The organism is Paraburkholderia monticola (assembly GCF_001580545.1).
Classification (GTDB): Bacteria; Pseudomonadota; Gammaproteobacteria; order Burkholderiales; family Burkholderiaceae; genus Paraburkholderia; species Paraburkholderia monticola.
In genome coordinates this window covers 57,508-74,186 of record NZ_LRBG01000002.1, presented here as the reverse complement: position 1 = coordinate 74,186, position 16,679 = coordinate 57,508, and the positions used below count along the sequence as shown (strand labels likewise).

Sequence of the window (16,679 nt, the reverse complement as noted above, 5' to 3'; positions counted from 1 at the left end):
GAGAACAAGACCATGGAATTTTTCCGTTTCCGTAAAGACATTCCGTTCATGCAGCGCGCGTTGATCTTCAACGCGATCTCGCTGATCACCTTCCTCGCCGCCGTGTTCTTCCTCGTGCATCGCGGGCTGCATCTGTCGGTGGAATTCACCGGCGGCACCGTGATCGAGGTGCAGTATCCGGGCGCGGTGCCGCTCGACCCGGTGCGTAACACGCTCGGCAAGCTCGGCTACGCCGACGCGCAGGTGCAGAACTTCGGCTCCTCGCGCGACGTGCTGATCCGTCTGCCGCTGAAGTCGGGCTACACCTCCGCCCAGCAGAGCGAGCAGGTGATGGGCGCGCTGAAGGCCGAGACGCCGGAGGTGCAATTGCAGCGCGTCGAGTTCGTCGGTCCGCAGGTCGGCAAGGAACTCGCCACCGACGGTCTGCTCGCGCTCGCGTGCGTGGTGGTCGGTATCGTGATCTACCTGTCGTTCCGCTTCGAATGGAAGTACGCGGTGGCCGGCGTGATCGCTAACCTGCACGACGTCGTCATCATTCTCGGCTTCTTCGCGTTCTTCCAGTGGGAGTTCTCGCTCTCGGTGCTGGCCGCGGTGCTCGCGGTGCTCGGCTATTCGGTCAACGAGTCGGTCGTTATCTTCGACCGGATTCGCGAAACCTTCCGCCGTGAACGCAAGATGAGCGTGATCGAAGTGATCAACCACGCGATCACCAGCACGATGTCGCGAACCATCATCACGCACGGCTGTACGCAGATGATGGTGCTGTCGATGTTCCTGTTCGGCGGCCCGACGCTGCATTACTTCGCGCTCGCGCTGACGGTCGGTATTCTGTTCGGTATCTACTCGTCGGTGTTCGTCGCCGCGGCGCTCGCCATGTGGTTCGGCGTCAAGCGCGAAGACCTGATCAAGGACAAGAAGGAACGCATCGATCCGGACGATCCCAACGCGGGCGCGCAGGTTTGATGCGCGCGTAGCCTCAGGCGTGCGCAAATAAAGAAGGCCGGTTCTGTCGAACCGGCCTTTTGCGTTTACTCCGCCCTGATGAAGTAGCGTCTAGCGGAACCCCAGCTTGCGCCGCGCACCGAGCAGCGCCGCGATGCTCAGGAGCGCGGCAAACATCACGTAGAAGCTCGGCGCGGCCTTCGAGCCGGTCGCGCTGATCAGCCACGCGATGATGAACGGCCCGAAGCCGCCGAAAATCGTCACCGCGACGTTATACGCGAGCGACATGCCGGTCGTGCGCGTTTGCACCGGGAAGATCTCCGAGAGCAGGCCCGGCGTCGCGCCGAAGTAGCCGCTGACGAGAAAGCCGAACACGATCTGCCACACGATCAGCGTGCCGAAGCTCGGATGCGCGATCAGATACGCGAACGCCGGATAGACGAGCACGAGCAACAGCACCGCCGCGCTCAGCATGATGCGCGTGCGTCCATGCAGATCCGACCAATGCCCGGCCACCGGCGAGAACACCATCTGGATCAGCCCCGTCACCGCGATCGCCGCGAACGCGACCGATGGCGCGAGCCCCAGTTGCCGCACGCCATAGGTCGGCATGAACAGCATCAGATACGCGGAGACGGTCCCGAGGATCACCACGCCCATCGCGATCACGAGCCGCAGCTTCTGCGTCGCGAACGTATCGCGCAACGGCGTCTGCGTGGTTTCGGCGGCGAGGAATTCGGGCGTCTCGTCGAGCCGGGTGCGGATGTAGAACGCGACCGGCCCGATCAGCAGACCGAAGAAGAACGGCACGCGCCAGCCCCACGACGCCATCTGCTCCGGCGACAGTTGGCCGGTCAGCAACGCGCCGAAGCCGGCGGCGAGCAGCGTCGTCAGACCCTGACTCGCCATCTGCCAGCTCGCGTAGAAACCGCGCCGCCCCGGCACGTGCTCGGCGAGAAACGCGGTTGCGCTGCCGAACTCGCCGCCCGCCGAGAAGCCCTGCATCAGCCGCGCGAGCACGAGGATCAGCGGTGCAGCGACGCCGATGCTCTGATAGGTCGGCAGAATCGCGATGATCAGCGTGCCGCTCATCATCAGCAGGATGGAAAGCGTGAGCGCCGCCTTGCGGCCCGCGCGGTCCGAGTACGCGCCGATCACGATCGCGCCGAGCGGCCGCATGAAGAACGACACGCCGAACGTGCCGAGCGTGAGCAGCAGCGAGACGGTCTCGTTGCCCGCCGGAAAAAACAGCCTCGAGATGATCACGGCGAAAAAGCCGTACACCACGAGGTCGAACCATTCGAGCGCGTTGCCGATCGAGGCGGCCGCCACCGCGCGCCACGAATTCTGTCGGCTTCCGGCGACGCTTGCTGCTGTCGTTGCATTCATCCAGATCTCCTGTGCTGCGCGAAATAGTTATCGACGCGAACGCATGACGCCCGCGCTGGCCGCACCGGCAACGCGCACCGCCGGCATGACTCGATGCGCTCTATTTAACTGAAAAAATAAAAGTGACGCGAGCGGCAAATGGACGATGCCCGCCCCGTATGGGCGCGGCGGGCGCGGCGGTCGCGACAGGCGATAAAAAAAAACCGCTTCGTCGGCGAACGACCGAAGCGGTTTTCGTGTTGCGGCGCAGCGCGCGCCGCCAGTTGCCAAGGCGGGAGCGCGCTTGCTACTGCTTGATGCCTTCCGACTGGATATGCAAGCGCGTCTGCATGCTGAAGCCGTACTTCGCACCGAAGTCCATGCCGTAATCGGCGCGATTGAATTCGGTGCTGGCCTCGACGCCGCACACTTCGCGCTTGAGCACCGGATGCTGCATGCACTTGAACGAATCGATCTTCAGATTCACCGGCTTCGTGATGCCGCGAATCGTCAGCGTGCCGATCACCTCGACCGGCTTGTCGCCATCGAACTTTATCTGCGTGCCTTTGTAGGTCACGCTCGGATACTTCTCGACGTCGAAGAACTCGGGGGACTTCAGATGCTCGTCGAGCTTCGGGTTGCCGGTCTGCACCGAAGCAGGATCGACGCTCACGTCGACGGTGCCGGTTTTGGCCGCGCGATCGAGCGTCACCGTGCCGGTGGTCTTCGTGAACTTGCCGCGCCAGATCGACAGACCGCCGAAGTGATCGGCCTCGAAGCTCGGAAACGTATGCATCGGATCAAGCGTATAGGTGTCGGCGGCGAAGGCGCCTAGCGACAGCGACGAAGCCAGCGCGCCAACTGCGATCAACATGGACGTTTTCAATTCGTGCTCCTGTTTGCGTTGAAAATCGCGGTGCAACCTGCGATGGAAAAGCGGCCGCGCCCCACGTGGCGCGGCAGACATCGCGAACGCCGCGCGGGTTACTTGTGCGCGGCGACGATATGAAACTTGATCACGACCTCGTCGGCGACGACCGACGTGTCCTTCCATTCGCCAGTGCCGACGTCGAACTGCGAGCGCTTGATCGGCAGCGCGCCGTCGAAGGTCCGCGTCGCGCCCTGCTGGCTCACCGTGACCGGCACCACGACGGTCTCCGACTTGCCCTTGATGGTCAGCTTGCCGGTCACCTTGAACTGGTTGCCGCCGGCCGGCGCGATCGCGCTCGACACGAACGTCGCGCTCGGCCAGGTCTTCGCGTCGAACCAGTCCTTGCCGCGCACCTGCTCGTTGTAGCTCTCGTCGCCGAGGTCGTAGCTGCCGACGTCGATGTCGATCTGCGCGCTACCGGCCGCCGGCTTGGCCGGATCGAAGCTGAGCTGGGCGGTGAACTTGCCGAACTTGCCTTCGACCGGCACGTTCATCTGCTTCGAGGTGGCCGTCACCGAGCTCTTCGCGACGTCGACCTGCGCAAGCGCCGCGCCCGCGGCGGAGAGCGACGCGGCCGCGAAGGCGGCGAGCATGTAGCGATAAAACGAGACCTTCATGGTTGTCCTTATTTGAGGAAAGGGAGCATGCGCGACAGCAGGCCGTCGCGATCCAGCCATTGATGCTTCAGCGCGCCCGCGACGTGCAGCGCGACCAGCACCAGCAGCGTGTAGTTCAGCGCGATGTGCAGGTTCTTCAGCACTTCCTTCAGGTGCGGATCGGGCGCGATCAGGCGCGGCAGCGGAATCAGCCCGAGATAGACGACCGGCACGTTCGCCGCCGAGCTATACAGATAGCCGGACGCGGGAATCACGATCATCAGCACGTACAGCAGCAGATGCACGAGATGCGCGGCGCCGCGCTGCCAGTTCGGCATGCCGCTCGGCATCGCCGGCGCGCCGTGGGTCGCGCGCCACAGGATGCGCACGATCGCGAGCGCGAACACGGTCACGCCGATCCATTTGTGCCACGAGAAATAGCGCAGCTTGGTCGGCGTGAAGCCCGGGATGTCGGTCATCACCCAGCCGAGCGCAAAGCCGCAGACGATCAGGAGCGCGATCAGCCAGTGAAACGCGATGGCGGTCCGCGTGTACGACTGCTGGGTATCGAACGATGGATTCAGTGTCATGACAGATCAACGCAAGCTGGTAGAAGTTAACGGCGCGCCGCGGCCACCTATTCCGTGCTCATCGCCATTCAGCGACATGGCGCGCGGCCGACGGGGCGGGCATCAGCGCCAGCAACGGCCGCCGAGGACGCTAAGGCCGCCATGCTACCCCAAGCGCGAAAAGCTGGCAGAAGCGCATCGGAGCGACGGGTCCGGATATTGCGACACAACGCCCCGGCGGGTTCGCTCCGACGCCGGCGTGCTCAAAAAATCGGGGACGGGAAAGCCCCGGTTCCCCGGCGACCGGGCCAAACCCCGCGCCAGGCGCGCTTCACGCCGCTCGCGGGGGCGCGTTTGGTACTATTGCTGCTCACCGCCGCCTGCCTCCTCATCGAAAACAGGCCTTGCACGCCGCCACCACGTCGTTAGCCCATCCGCCGTATGGAACATGACAACCTGATCGCGTGCCATGAATGCGATACGCTGTTCCGCAAGCCACGGCTTGTCGGGCGCACCGCCGCGCGCTGTCCGCGCTGCGGCGCGACGCTCTATCGCGGCGTCTCGCGCAAGCTCGACGCGATCTGCGCGCTGACGCTCGCCGCCCTGATCACATTCGTGATCGCGCAGGGCTTTCCGATCGTCGAACTCGACGCCAACGGCATCACCTCGCAGACCACGCTGTTCGGCGCGCTCGTCGCGCTGTGGGGCGAGGACATGCAGATCGTCGCCGTGATGGTGTTCTGCTCGACGATCCTCTTTCCGCTGACCGAACTCGTCGCGCTGCTGTACGTGCTGGTGCCGCTGCGCGCCGGCTACGTGCCCGCGCACTTCAACCGCGTGCTGCGCGCGATCCAGTTCGTGCGGCCGTGGGGCATGATCGAAGTGTTCATGCTCGGCGTGCTGATCACGATCGTGAAGATGGTGAGCCTCGCGCGCGTGATTCCCGAAGCGGCGCTGTTCGCGTTCGGCGCGCTGACGCTGATGTTCGCGGTCGTCGTCACGTTCGATCCGCGCGTGCTGTGGGACCTCGCCGATGAAATCGACGCGCGTGGCGACCGGCCCTTGCCGCGCACCTCAGCCGACAGCGCGGCGCTCGCGGTCGGCCCGCTCGCCGCTCCGCCGGCGCCGTCCGCGAGCATCGCTGAGCCGGCCGGTGGCGCCGCTGACGGCCCGTCGGATCGCCCAGCGGGCGCCGCTCCGCCCGGCTTGCCGCCCACGCCGCGCGAAGGATGAGCCCGCGATGAAATACGTCACCGCAAGACGCTCGGGCCTCGTCTCCTGTCATTCGTGCGGGCGCGTCGAGGCGCGCATCCGCTCGGTCACGCCGCAGCACTGCAGCCGCTGCGGCGCGCACCTGCACTCGCGCAACCCCGACAGTCTGATGCGCACGTGGGCGCTGCTGATCGCCGCGGCGCTGCTGTATATTCCCGCCAACCTGCTGCCCGTGATGCACACGTCGTCGCTGCTCGGCTCCGAGGACGACACGATCATGAGCGGCGTCGTCTATTTCTGGACTTCGGGCGACTGGCCGCTCGCGGTGATCGTGTTCATCGCCAGCATCATGGTGCCGATGCTGAAGCTCTCGGTGCTGGTGCTGCTCACCGTCACGGCGCAGCGCCGCTCGCGCTGGCGCCCGCAGCAGCGCACGACGCTGTACCGGATGGTCGAGCGGATCGGCCGCTGGTCGATGCTCGACGTGTTCGTCGTCACGCTCACCGTGGCGCTGGTGCGCTTCAAATCGCTGGCCGTGATCACGGCCGGACCGGGCGCGATCGCGTTCGGCTCGGTCGTGATCCTGACGATGTTGGCCTCCATGCAATTCGATCCACGACTCATCTGGGACCCCGTGGAAGGCAGTACCCCAAAACCTCAGGATCTTCACCATGACTAGCCCGCAAGGACCGACGCCCGCCTCCGATGACGCGCCGCGCAGCGATTCGAACGGACCCAGACTGCCGCCCCAACTGCCCGACCCCGACATCGAGCCACGCAGCCGCTGGTTGCCTTCGCTCGTCTGGGTGATTCCGCTGATCGCCGCGCTGATCGGCATCGCGCTCGTGATCAAGTCGGTGACCGAGCGCGGGCCCGTGATCACGATCAGTTTCACCAGTGCGGAAGGGCTCGAACCGGGCAAGACCCAGGTCAAGTACAAGGACGTCACCGTCGGCTCGGTGAAGACGATCACGCTGTCGCAAGATCTGTCGCACGTGCTCGTGCAGGTGCAGCTGACCAAGGAAGGCGGGCAGTTCGCGGTCAAGGACTCGCGCTTCTGGGTGGTGCGTCCGCGCGTCGGCGCGAGCGGCGTGTCGGGCTTGACCACGCTGCTCTCGGGCGCCTACATCGGCGCCGACGCGGGCCGCTCGAGCGACAGCGCGAGCAACTTCGTCGGTCTCGAGACGCCGCCGCCCATCACCGGCGACCAGAAAGGCCGCCAGTACACGCTGCACGGCGATTCGCTCGGCTCGATCGACATCGGCTCGCCGATCTTCTACCGGCGCGTGCAGGTGGGCCAGGTGGTCGGCTTCTCGCTCGACAAGGACGGCACCGGCGTGACGATGCAGGTATTCGTGTCGTCGCCGTTCGACCAGTACGTCGGCACCAACACGCGCTGGTGGCATGCGAGCGGCGTCGATCTGCGGCTCGATTCGAGCGGCTTCAAGCTGAACACGCAGTCGCTCGCGACGGTGATCGTCGGCGGTCTGTCGTTCCAGTCGCCGCCAGGCCAGAACATGGGCCCACAGGCGCCGAACAACAAGACGTTCCGCCTCGGCTCCGACGAAGCGGACGCGATGCGCGAACCGGACGGCATCCCCTTGCGCGTCGTGATGAACTTCAACCAGTCGCTGCGCGGGCTGTCGATCGGCGCGCCGGTCGACTTCCGGGGCATCGTGCTCGGCCAGGTGACCAATATCGGCATCGACTACGATCCGAAGACGCAGAGCTTCACGATGCCGGTCACGATGAACGTGTACCCGGACCGCCTCGGCAAGCGCTTCCGCGAGACCGCGCCGCAGCCGGGCACGCTCGCCGGCCAGAACATGCTGCAGGAACTGGTCAGGCACGGCCTGCGCGGCCAGCTGCGCACCGGCAATCTGATCACGAGCCAGCTGTATGTGGCGCTCGATATCTTCCCGAAAGCGGCGCCGGCCAAGGTCGACGTGACGAGCGACCCGCTCGAGCTGCCGACCATTCCGAACACGCTCGACGAATTGCAGCTTCAAGTCGCCGACATTGCGAAGAAGCTCGACAAGGTGCCGTTCGACCAGATCGGCGACAACCTGAACAGCGCGCTGAAGAACGCCGACCAGCTGTTCACGCGTCTCGACAAGGAAGTCGTGCCGCAGGCGCGCGATACCTTGAGCGCCGCGAAGCAGACCTTCAGTTCGGCCCAGGCGACCCTGCAGCAGGACTCGCCGTTGCAGTCCGACGTCCATCAGGCGCTGCAGGAACTGACGCGCACGTTGCAATCGCTGAACGCACTGTCGGATTACCTCGAGCGTCATCCCGAATCGCTGTTGCGCGGTAAATCAGGAGATAAACCATGATGCTTGCCCGGCTCCCCCGCCCGCCGCGCGCGCTCGTGCGCGGTGCCGTACGCGGCGTCGTGTATGGCGGCGCGCTGGCCGCGGCGCTCGCCATCGCGGCGTGCTCGACGCCGTCGAGCCGTTTCTATACGTTGGGCGGCGCGGACAGCGCAGGCGCCGCCGCGACGGGTGGCACGCCGGCCGTCGCGCGCACGGGTGTCGCGCCGGCGTGGCTGATCGAAGTCGCCCCGGTCAACGTGCCGCCGCAAGTGGCCAGAAATCAGCTGGTCGTGCAGACCGGGCCGACTCAGGTGCAGTTGCTCGAACAGGAGCGCTGGGCCTCGCTGCCCGGCGATGAAATCCGGCGCGCGCTGTCGACGAATCTGACGCAGCAGCTCGGCACCATCGATGCGTTCGGCACCGCGCGCCCCGACGACGTGGCCGTGTACCGGATCGCGATGAACGTGCAGCGCTTCGAATCGTGGCCCGGCTCGCATGCGTTGCTCGACGCGGTATGGAGCGTGCGGGCCGTGCGCAGCAATGCGGTGATGACGTGCCGCAGCGTGGTCAGCGAGACGGTCGGCGGCGGGTATGACGCGCTCGTCGATGGACATCGGCGCGCACTCGCGGAAGTGTCGACGCAGATCGCGGCCGGCGTGCGGGCGATGGCGGCGGCTGCCGTTTCTACCCCGGCCACGCCGGGCAAGGCGTCGTCTTCGGCGAGGCCGGCAGCGGCGCCGGTCGTGCCGCCCTGTCCTGCCGCATCACCGGCCGCGGCAGCCGGCGCCTGATCGAGCCGCGCCGGTCTCGAAGCCCCGCTTCGGCCGGCGCGTGCTCGCAACATTTTGCAGTCGAGCCGATTGCGCGAGCCTACGCAGGAAGAACCCATGTTCGACTCGATCAAACGACTGGTCAAAAAATGGCGCGCATCGCGCGACGGCGGTCATCAGCTCGACACGCTGCTCGCGATCGCGGACAAGCGCGCGCCCTATGCGGAACGCAGCGAATGGCTGATCGAACTCGCACACTGGATTCGCCGCGGTCATGCTGTGCGGCCCGCTGCAACTGACACCGCCGACACCGCCGCCCCGCAGTCCGACCCCGCGCACACGCGCATCCGCTACCTGCTGCGCGTGCTCGACCGAAACCCCGCGTGGAAGGCGCACGTCGCCGGCATTCTGCGCGCGCTCCTACGCGAAAGCGACGGCCTCTCGCTACTGTGCGACGCCGGCATGCCCGTGCATTCGGGCTTCTTCGGCGCGGTATTCGAGCGTCTCGAAGCGTCGCTGATTCCACCCGCGCCGAACCGCCGCGACCTCACGGCGATCGTCACGCTGATGTTCAACGCCGAGCGTGACGCCGAATGGATCGACACGCTGCCCACCGATCTGCTCGCGCGCATCCACGCGCTATTCGATTACGCGCCCGATGACGAAGAAGACCAGCGCGACAGCACGCCCTTCTCGCTCGACCTGTTGGCCGCGCTGCACAACCTGACCTGCCAGATCAGTTCGACCGGTTTGTCGCAAACCGTGCGCAGCCGCCTCGGCGGCGAGCGCACCGACGACCGCCTTGACGACACGCGCGACGCACGCACCGCCAATGGCAGCGACGTGCGCGCCGCGATGGAAAATCAGCCGTTCTACCGCCTCACCCGCGCGATGCTCGCGGTCGAAGCCGCGCACGATGCGTCCGCGGCGGGCGGCCCGCAGGAGCCGCTGCTGCGCGAGGTCAACTATCTGCGGCTGCTGCTCGACGAATGCCGCTGCGCGACCGACAACGTATTCGCGCACCTGTACCGCAACGGCGTGAGCGTGGACATCGTGTTTCAGGTCCAGCGCATGCGCATGCGCATCGAGCGCGCCGAGCATCTGCTCGATGCGTGGATGGCGCAGCACGATCTGCGCGCGGCCGCGCGTCTGACCGCCGAGCTCGTGCGCGCGAATCAGGCGAGCCAGAGCGTCGCGCATCTCGCGCGCAGCAATTCTTCGCTGCTCGCGCGCAAGATCGTCGAGTACAGCGCGGATACTGGCGAACATTACATCGCGCGCGATCGCGCCGAGTATCTGAAGATGATGCAAATGGCGGCCGGCGGCGGACTCGTGACCGTCGTCACCGTGTGCGTGAAGTTCGGCATCACGGGCGCGCATCTGCACGCGATGCTCGAAGGCGTGCTCGCCGGCTTCAACTACGCGGCGAGCTTTCTGCTGATGCACTTTCTGCACTTTTCGCTCGCGACCAAGCAGCCCGCGATGACCGCGCCGACGCTCGCGCGTGAACTCGACGGCGCGGACACGCCAGCGGGCGTCGACAGTTTCGTGAGCTCGGTGACCGCGCTGATGCGCACGCAGGCCGCCGCGGTGCTCGGCAACGTACTGGTGGTGTTCCCCGTCAGTCTTTGCGTGGATCTGCTGTGGAGCGCGATGTTCAACCACGATCTGATTTCGGCCGACAAGGCCATCGCGACGCTGCAGTCGTTCTCGCTGCTCGGGCCGACGCCGTTCTATGCGGCGCTGACCGGCGTGCTGCTGTGGTCGTCGAGCCTTCTCGCGGGCTGGGCGGACAACTGGTTCATCCTGCATCGCGTCGCCGACGCGCTCGCCTACAACCGGCGCCTGCGCATGACGCTCGGCGTCGCCGCTGCCGACCGCCTCGCGCGTTTCTGCCGCGCGAACGTCGCGGGCGTGGTCGGCAATGTCACGCTCGGCCTGATGCTCGGGCTCGTGCCGGTCATCCTGACCGCGTTCGCCTTCAAGTTCGACGTGCGTCACGTGACGCTCTCCGCGGGCTCGATCGGCGTGGCCATCGGCGTGCTCGGCGAAAGCGCGCTGAAGATGCCGGCGCTGTGGTGGGCGGTGGCGGGCGTCGGCAGCATGGCGATACTCAACGTCGCCGTGAGCTTTGCGCTGGCGTTTTACATGGCGACGAAATCGCGCGATTTGCGGGGCAGTGCGGTGCGCTCGCTGCGCGGGGCGATCTGGCAACGGCTCAGGCGGCATCCGCTGGAGCTGGTGTGGCCGGCCAAGGCGGTACGCGAGACCAGCTGACGCGAGTCCAGAGGACGTCAGCGGACGCCCCGGCGCGCCGATCGCGTCGGGCCGCCGACCCCGACCGCGTACAATAGCGCCTTATCCAACGCCTTCCGGCAACCTCAATGTCCTTCGATTTCTTCCTTCCTTGTCCGCGCGGGCTCGAAGCTCCGCTCGCGGCCGAACTCGCCGAAATTGCCGCCCAGCATCTGGACGGCGCCGCCTTCACGGCGGGCGCCCAGGTGCCGGGCGGCGTGCATTTCCGCGGCGGCTGGGCCGCCGGTATGGCGGCCAATCTGCACTCGCGTCTGGCGAGCCGCGTGCTGCTGAAGATCGCGCAGCGCCCCTATCGCAGCGAGCAGGACATCTACGCGCTCGCGCTCGAACAGCGCTGGGAGCAGTGGTTCTCCGCGCACGAGACGCTGCGCGTCGATGTGACCGCGATCAAGTCGCCGCTGCGCAGCCTCGAGTTCACGACGCTGCGCGTGAAGGATGCAATCTGCGATCGTCTGCGTGAAAAAAGCGGCGCGCGGCCGAGCATCGACACCGCGATGCCCGACGTGCGCGTGTTCGCGTTCCTGACCGCGACCGACTGCACGCTGTACCTCGACACCTCGGGCGATCCGCTGTTCAAGCGCGGCTGGCGCCTGGACAAGGGCGCGGCGCCGCTGCGCGAAAACCTCGCGGCGGGCATTCTGCGTCTGACCGGCTGGCAGGCCGGCACGCCGCTCTACGATCCGATGTGCGGCAGCGGCACGTTCCTCGCGGAAGCAGCGCAGGTCGCGTTGAACATCGCGCCGGGCGTCGAGCGACGCTTCGGCTTCGAGAAGCTCAAACAGTTCGAGGCGCGCAGCTGGCAAGCGCTGAAGGGCGCCGCGCTCGAAGCGAAAAACGCGGCGCGCAGCTCGCGCGCCGATCTGCAGATTTTCGGCAGCGACATCTCCGGCGACATGCTCGAAAAAGCCCGCGCGAACTTCGAACGCGCCGGTTTGCCGGCCATCGCGCTCAAGCAGCTCGACGCGCGCGACATGGCGCCGCCCAGCTCGGCACCGGGCATCCTCGTCGCGAATCCGCCGTATGGCGAGCGGATCGAAGTGCGCGGCCGCAATGCGCGCGGCGAGCTTCGCGAAGGCCGCGGCAATCGCGACGACGACGGCTTTCGCCGCGTTCAGGAAGAAGCGCCGGACAGCGAGTTCTTCCAGTTGCTCGGCAATGCGTTGAAGCAGCGCTTCACTGGATGGCATGCGTTCATCCTGACGTCGGATCGCAAGCTGCCGGGCCAACTGCGCTTGCGCGAATCGACGAAGACGCCACTCTTTAACGGCGCGCTCGAATGCCGGCTGTTCCGCTTCGATCTGATCGCGGGCAGCGTGCGGCAGCGTCCGCAGGGCGAGACGCCGGCCGCTTGAGGCAGCGTCGAGCGGGCAGCGCGCTGTCGTTGTCGTTATCCTCGTCGTTGAGATGAAAACCGCGGTCCTCGAGCCGCGGTTTTTTATTGCGCCAGCTGAGCGCGTCACCGCGCGTGCGGGCACGGTTACGGTATTCTTCCTGTCCCCATATCGACAGGACAACACACATGATCCGCTTCGCATCCCTGCTGGCCACTGCAGGAATGTGCGCACTGACCGGCCTCGTGCCGGCCCACGCTGCGACCGCCGAACCCGCTTCCGCGCAGGCGGCCGATTTCACCGAGCACGACTTCCAGTTCGCCGACGGCACCTCGTTGCCGGAGATCCGTATTCACTACGTGACGCTCGGCACACCGCACCGCGATGCGCACGGCGAGATCGACAATGCGGTCCTGCTGTTGCACGGCACCACGGGTACCGGCAAGGCCTACCTGACACCGACGATGCAGCGCGAACTGTTCGCCGCGGGCCAGCCGCTCGACACGAGCCGCTATTTCATCGTGATCCCCGACGGCCTCGGCCGCGGCGGTTCGAGCAAGCCGAGCGACGGCATGCACGCGCGCTTCCCGCACTACGGTTATGGCGACGTCGTCGAGGCGAACCATCGGCTGCTCGTCGAGGGCTTGCAGGTCCAGCATCTGCGCCTCGTGCTCGGCACGTCGATGGGTGGCATGCAGACCTGGATGTGGGGCGAGCGCTATCCGCAGATGGCCGACGCGTTGATGCCGATCGCGAGCCAACCGATCGCGATGGCCGGGCGCAACTGGCTGTGGCGTCAGATGATCGTCGGCGCGATTCGCAACGACCCGGGCTGGCAGGGCGGCGACTACGCGGCGCAACCGGGCCAGTGGACCCGCGTGATGCCGATTTTCACGCTGATCACCAACAACCCGGCGCGCATGCAAAGCGAAGCGCCCACGCGCGACGCGTCCTCGAAGACCTATGACACGCTCGTCGACAACGCCGGCAAGACCGACGCCAACGACGTGCTGTACTGGTTCGAGTCGTCGTGGGACTACAACCCCGCGCCGGAGTTGTCGAAGATTCGCGCGCGGCTGTTCGCCGTCAATTTTGCCGACGACCTGATCAATGCCGCTGACCTCGGCGTGATGCAGCGTGAGATGAAGGCCGTGCCGAACGGCGGCTTCGTCGAGATGCCGGAGACCGCGCATTCGTACGGCCACCAGACGCTGGCTCATCCGGAAGTGTGGAAGCCGTACCTCGCGCAGTTGCTGAGCGATACCGGCAACACGCACTGAATTCACCGCACCGTCCTTCGCGGGACCGACTCGCCGAGCGGTCCCGCAATCGCCTGCCCCGCTGTTCCCCTTCCGTCGAACGCCCTCGCTTTCGATCCTGCCCTTCATATTTGCAAACGTTTGCCGTAAACCCTAATGACCTGCGTACCGTCCCGGTACGCCGCATTCCCCGTTCCGTTGTTTCGAGGCATCCATGTTTTCGAACCTCACGATCCGCACGCGTCTGGCCCTCGCGATGGGCTTTCTCGGCTTGCTGATGGCGATCGGCGCCGCGCTCGGCGTCACCGGCATTGCGTTGAGCAACGCCGACCAGAAGGAGCTGTACAGCAACGAGCTTGCGTCGGCGAGCGCGCTCGGCAAGTTCAACTTCTTCTACGCGCGCGGCCGGCTCGTGCTCGACCGCATCGCGGCCCAGCCGGATCGTGCGGACATTGCGAGCCTCGAGCAACACGCGCGCGAGCAGTTCGCGATCGGCGACAACGCCTGGGCCGCCTACCGCGCGCTGCCTTCGGATGCACAGGAACGGCAACTCGCCGATGCGGTCGAGGCTAAACGGGCCGCGGCGCTGAACGGCCCGGTCGCGCAGGTGTTCGCCGCGATTGAGCGGCACGACACCACGCAGCTCGCCGATCTGATCTCGAACCAGATGACGGACCCGTTCAACGAAATCACGGACCGTTCCGCGAAGCTCGAGAAGATGCAGGGCGACAGCGCGCGCGAGCGCTACGAAGCCGCCCAGCAGCGCTTTCACGCGATTCTCGCGATCGCCGCGGTCGGCCTCGTGCTGGGATTGTCGATGGCCGCGTTCGCATGGCATGCGCTGCGCAAGTCGATCGCCGGTCCGCTCGAAGAAGCCACCGGCCACTTCCGCGCGATTGCCAATGGCGATCTGAACCGGCGTATCGACGTGCATTCGCGCGACGAGATGGGACGCATGATGGAAGACCTGCGCACGATGCAGTCGCGCCTCAGGCAAGCGCTGCTGTCGGTGCGCGACGGCACACAGTCCATTTCCACCGCGACCGCGCAGATCTCTGCGGGCAACACCGATCTGTCGCAACGCACCGAAGAGCAGGCCGCGTCGCTGGAGGAAACCGCGTCGAGCATGGCCGAGCTGACCTCGACCGTGCGCCAGAATGCCGATAACGCGCATCAGGCGAGCGAACTCGCGCGGGCAGCGGTCGGCGTCACCACCGAGGGCAGCGACGTGGTCTCGAAGGTCGTGAAGACGATGGGCGAGATCGACGCCAGCTCGAAGCAGATCGCGGAAATCATCGGCGTGATCGAGGGCATTGCGTTCCAGACCAATATCCTCGCGCTGAACGCCGCCGTCGAAGCGGCGCGCGCCGGCGAACAGGGTCGCGGCTTCGCGGTCGTGGCGGGTGAAGTGCGCACGCTGGCGCAACGCAGCGCGTCGGCGGCCAAGGAAATCAAGACGCTGATCAGCGAATCGGTCGAGCGCGTCGGCAATGGCACCGAACTGGTCGGCCGGGCCGGCAAGACCATGACGGAGATCAACGACGCGGTGCGCCGCGTGACCGACATCATGGCCGAGATCGCGGCCGCATCGGAAGAACAGAGCGACGGCATCGAGCAGGTCAACCGCGCCGTCTCGCAGATGGACGAAGTCACCCAGCGCAACGCGGCGCTCGTCGAGCAGGCCGCGGCCGCGGCGGCGTCGCTCGAGGAGCAGGCCACGCGCATGAGCGAGGTGGTGGGCGTGTTTCAGTTGCCGGCGCAGTGACGCTGTTGCGTTGCCCTACCCTACTGCCACCACGCTGTCAGTAGCCCCCCCGCACACTCCTTCTCACGCCATCCGGCGCTTGAACGGCCTACTGCCAACCGAAGGAGAGTGTCATGTCCGCATTGCCCAAACTCGTTGCCTGGTTCGAGATTCCGTCCGTCGATTTCGAGCGCGCGGTGCGCTTTTACGAAGCCGCGCTCGACACCACGTTGAACCGTCAGGATTTCGGCGGCCAGCCGATCGCCGTGTTCGGCTACGAGGAGCCCGCGACCGGCGGCGCGATCGTCCATAGTCCGTCGATGACACCCGCCGCCGACGGCGTGATCGTCTATCTGAACGCGCAGCCCACCGTCGACGCCGCGCTGGCGCGGATCGAACGGGCGGGCGGCAAGACCGACGGTCCGGTGATCAAGCTGCCGCAGGACATCGGCTATATCGCGTTCTTCACCGATACCGAAGGCAACCGCGTCGGTCTGCATTCGCTCACCAACGGCTAAGCGCGCCTGCAGTCGCCACGACCCGACCGAAGGCCGCCATGCGGCGCTATCATCGCGGGACCGTCCCCCTCGTTCCCTACCCGACGCCCACGATGACGCGCCGCGCCGACCGCCTGTTCCAGATCGCCGAGCTGCTGCGCGGCCGGCGCCTGACCACCGCGCAGCAACTGGCCGACTGGCTGAACATCTCGCTACGCACCGTCTATCGCGACGTACGCGATCTGCAATTGTCAGGGGTGCCCATCGAAGGCGAAGCGGGCATCGGCTACCGCTTGTCGCGCTCGGCCAGCCTGCCGCCGCTCACCTTCACCGCCGACGAACTCGCCGCGCTCGCGGCCGGCGCGCGCATGCTCGAATCGTGGGGCGGCGCGGGCTTCGCGAGCGGCGCGCGCGGCGCACTGGCGAAGATCGCCTCGGCGATGCCCGCCGACAAGCGCGCGACGCTCGAACGGCTCGCGATCTTCGCGCCGTCGTTTCACATCAAGGGGGATTTTTCGACGCAGCTCGACACGCTGCATCGCGCGATCGATACGCGCCTGGTGGTGCGCTTCGCGTACACCGACGCGACCGGCGCCGACACCGAGCGCCGCGTCTGGCCGCTTGCGCTCGCGTACTGGGGAGCACGCTGGACGCTCGGCGCATGGTGCGAACTGCGCGGCGACTTCCGCAATTTCGGGCTGGAGAAGATGCGCGATCTCGAAGTGCTCGAATCGTATCCCGATCAGGAAGGCCGACGGCTCGCGGATTTGCTGCGGCATCTGAACGCGAAGCCGAACAGATAAAAGGGATCGCGGCGACGCACCGCGATCCC

Annotated in this window: 15 protein-coding genes; 11 read left to right on the top strand and 4 right to left on the bottom strand. The window is 66.4% G+C overall.

Translation table 11 applies throughout. The annotated features are described in order from the left end of the window. Nucleotides 1–12: 12 nt before the first annotated feature. Nucleotides 13–963 carry a protein translocase subunit SecF gene (gene secF, locus CI15_RS02460; RefSeq protein WP_062124031.1) on the top strand — a complete coding sequence of 317 codons (951 nt, stop codon included), beginning with the start codon at nucleotides 13–15 and terminating at the stop codon, nucleotides 961–963. A 90-nt stretch (nucleotides 964–1,053) separates the two neighbouring features. On the opposite strand, the gene CI15_RS02455 is transcribed toward secF, so the two are convergent. From CI15_RS02455 to CI15_RS02440, 4 genes are all read right to left on the bottom strand, one after another. Continuing rightward, complete coding sequence (locus CI15_RS02455) at nucleotides 1,054–2,331, bottom strand: MFS transporter (protein ID WP_062124029.1); 1,278 nt, start codon at nucleotides 2,329–2,331, stop codon at nucleotides 1,054–1,056. 286 nt (nucleotides 2,332–2,617) lie between these two features. After that, nucleotides 2,618–3,184 carry a YceI family protein gene (locus CI15_RS02450; RefSeq protein ID WP_062124027.1) on the bottom strand — a complete coding sequence of 189 codons (567 nt, stop codon included), beginning with the start codon at nucleotides 3,182–3,184 and terminating at the stop codon, nucleotides 2,618–2,620. 110 nt (nucleotides 3,185–3,294) lie between these two features. Beyond that, a complete protein-coding gene (locus CI15_RS02445; protein ID WP_062124025.1) occupies nucleotides 3,295–3,858 on the bottom strand; it encodes a YceI family protein in 564 nt (187 codons plus the stop codon). Nucleotides 3,859–3,866: 8 nt separating this feature from the next. Beyond that, on the bottom strand, nucleotides 3,867–4,427 hold the full coding sequence (locus CI15_RS02440; protein ID WP_062124023.1) for a cytochrome b: 561 nt from the start codon (nucleotides 4,425–4,427) through the stop codon (nucleotides 3,867–3,869). 420 nt (nucleotides 4,428–4,847) lie between these two features. On the opposite strand from CI15_RS02440, the gene CI15_RS02435 reads away from it, so the two are divergent. The 10 genes from CI15_RS02435 (at nucleotide 4,848) to CI15_RS02390 (ending at nucleotide 16,650) form a co-directional block, all read left to right on the top strand. After that, nucleotides 4,848–5,639 (top strand): paraquat-inducible protein A, encoded by a 792-nt coding sequence (locus tag CI15_RS02435; protein WP_062124021.1) that lies wholly within the window; start codon nucleotides 4,848–4,850, stop codon nucleotides 5,637–5,639. Between the two features lie 7 nt (nucleotides 5,640–5,646). Continuing rightward, the gene (locus CI15_RS02430; RefSeq protein WP_062124020.1) at nucleotides 5,647–6,297 is read left to right on the top strand and encodes a paraquat-inducible protein A; all 651 of its coding nucleotides are present in this window, start codon (nucleotides 5,647–5,649) and stop codon (nucleotides 6,295–6,297) included. Continuing rightward, nucleotides 6,290–7,951 (top strand): PqiB family protein, encoded by a 1,662-nt coding sequence (locus tag CI15_RS02425; protein WP_062124017.1) that lies wholly within the window; start codon nucleotides 6,290–6,292, stop codon nucleotides 7,949–7,951. Before CI15_RS02430 ends, CI15_RS02425 begins: the two co-directional genes overlap by 8 nt. Continuing rightward, a complete protein-coding gene (locus tag CI15_RS02420) occupies nucleotides 7,948–8,721 on the top strand; it encodes a PqiC family protein (protein WP_062124015.1) in 774 nt (257 codons plus the stop codon). The genes CI15_RS02425 and CI15_RS02420 overlap by 4 nt, the downstream gene beginning before the upstream one ends. A 96-nt stretch (nucleotides 8,722–8,817) precedes the next feature. After that, nucleotides 8,818–10,977, top strand: a complete 2,160-nt coding sequence (locus CI15_RS02415; RefSeq protein ID WP_062124013.1) for a site-specific recombinase — start codon at nucleotides 8,818–8,820, stop codon at nucleotides 10,975–10,977. Between the two features lie 107 nt (nucleotides 10,978–11,084). Further along, nucleotides 11,085–12,368, top strand: a complete 1,284-nt coding sequence (locus CI15_RS02410) for a THUMP domain-containing class I SAM-dependent RNA methyltransferase (RefSeq protein WP_062124011.1) — start codon at nucleotides 11,085–11,087, stop codon at nucleotides 12,366–12,368. A gap of 167 nt (nucleotides 12,369–12,535) precedes the next feature. Then, complete coding sequence (locus CI15_RS02405; protein WP_062124009.1) at nucleotides 12,536–13,627, top strand: alpha/beta fold hydrolase; 1,092 nt, start codon at nucleotides 12,536–12,538, stop codon at nucleotides 13,625–13,627. 193 nt (nucleotides 13,628–13,820) lie between these two features. Further along, nucleotides 13,821–15,371, top strand: coding sequence for a methyl-accepting chemotaxis protein (locus tag CI15_RS02400; protein ID WP_062124007.1), 1,551 nt, complete (start codon nucleotides 13,821–13,823; stop codon nucleotides 15,369–15,371). A 113-nt stretch (nucleotides 15,372–15,484) separates the two neighbouring features. After that, the gene (locus CI15_RS02395) at nucleotides 15,485–15,868 is read left to right on the top strand and encodes a VOC family protein (protein ID WP_062124005.1); all 384 of its coding nucleotides are present in this window, start codon (nucleotides 15,485–15,487) and stop codon (nucleotides 15,866–15,868) included. A 38-nt stretch (nucleotides 15,869–15,906) separates the two neighbouring features. Beyond that, nucleotides 15,907–16,650, top strand: coding sequence for a helix-turn-helix transcriptional regulator (locus CI15_RS02390; RefSeq protein ID WP_062124003.1), 744 nt, complete (start codon nucleotides 15,907–15,909; stop codon nucleotides 16,648–16,650). Nucleotides 16,651–16,679 lie beyond the last annotated feature (29 nt).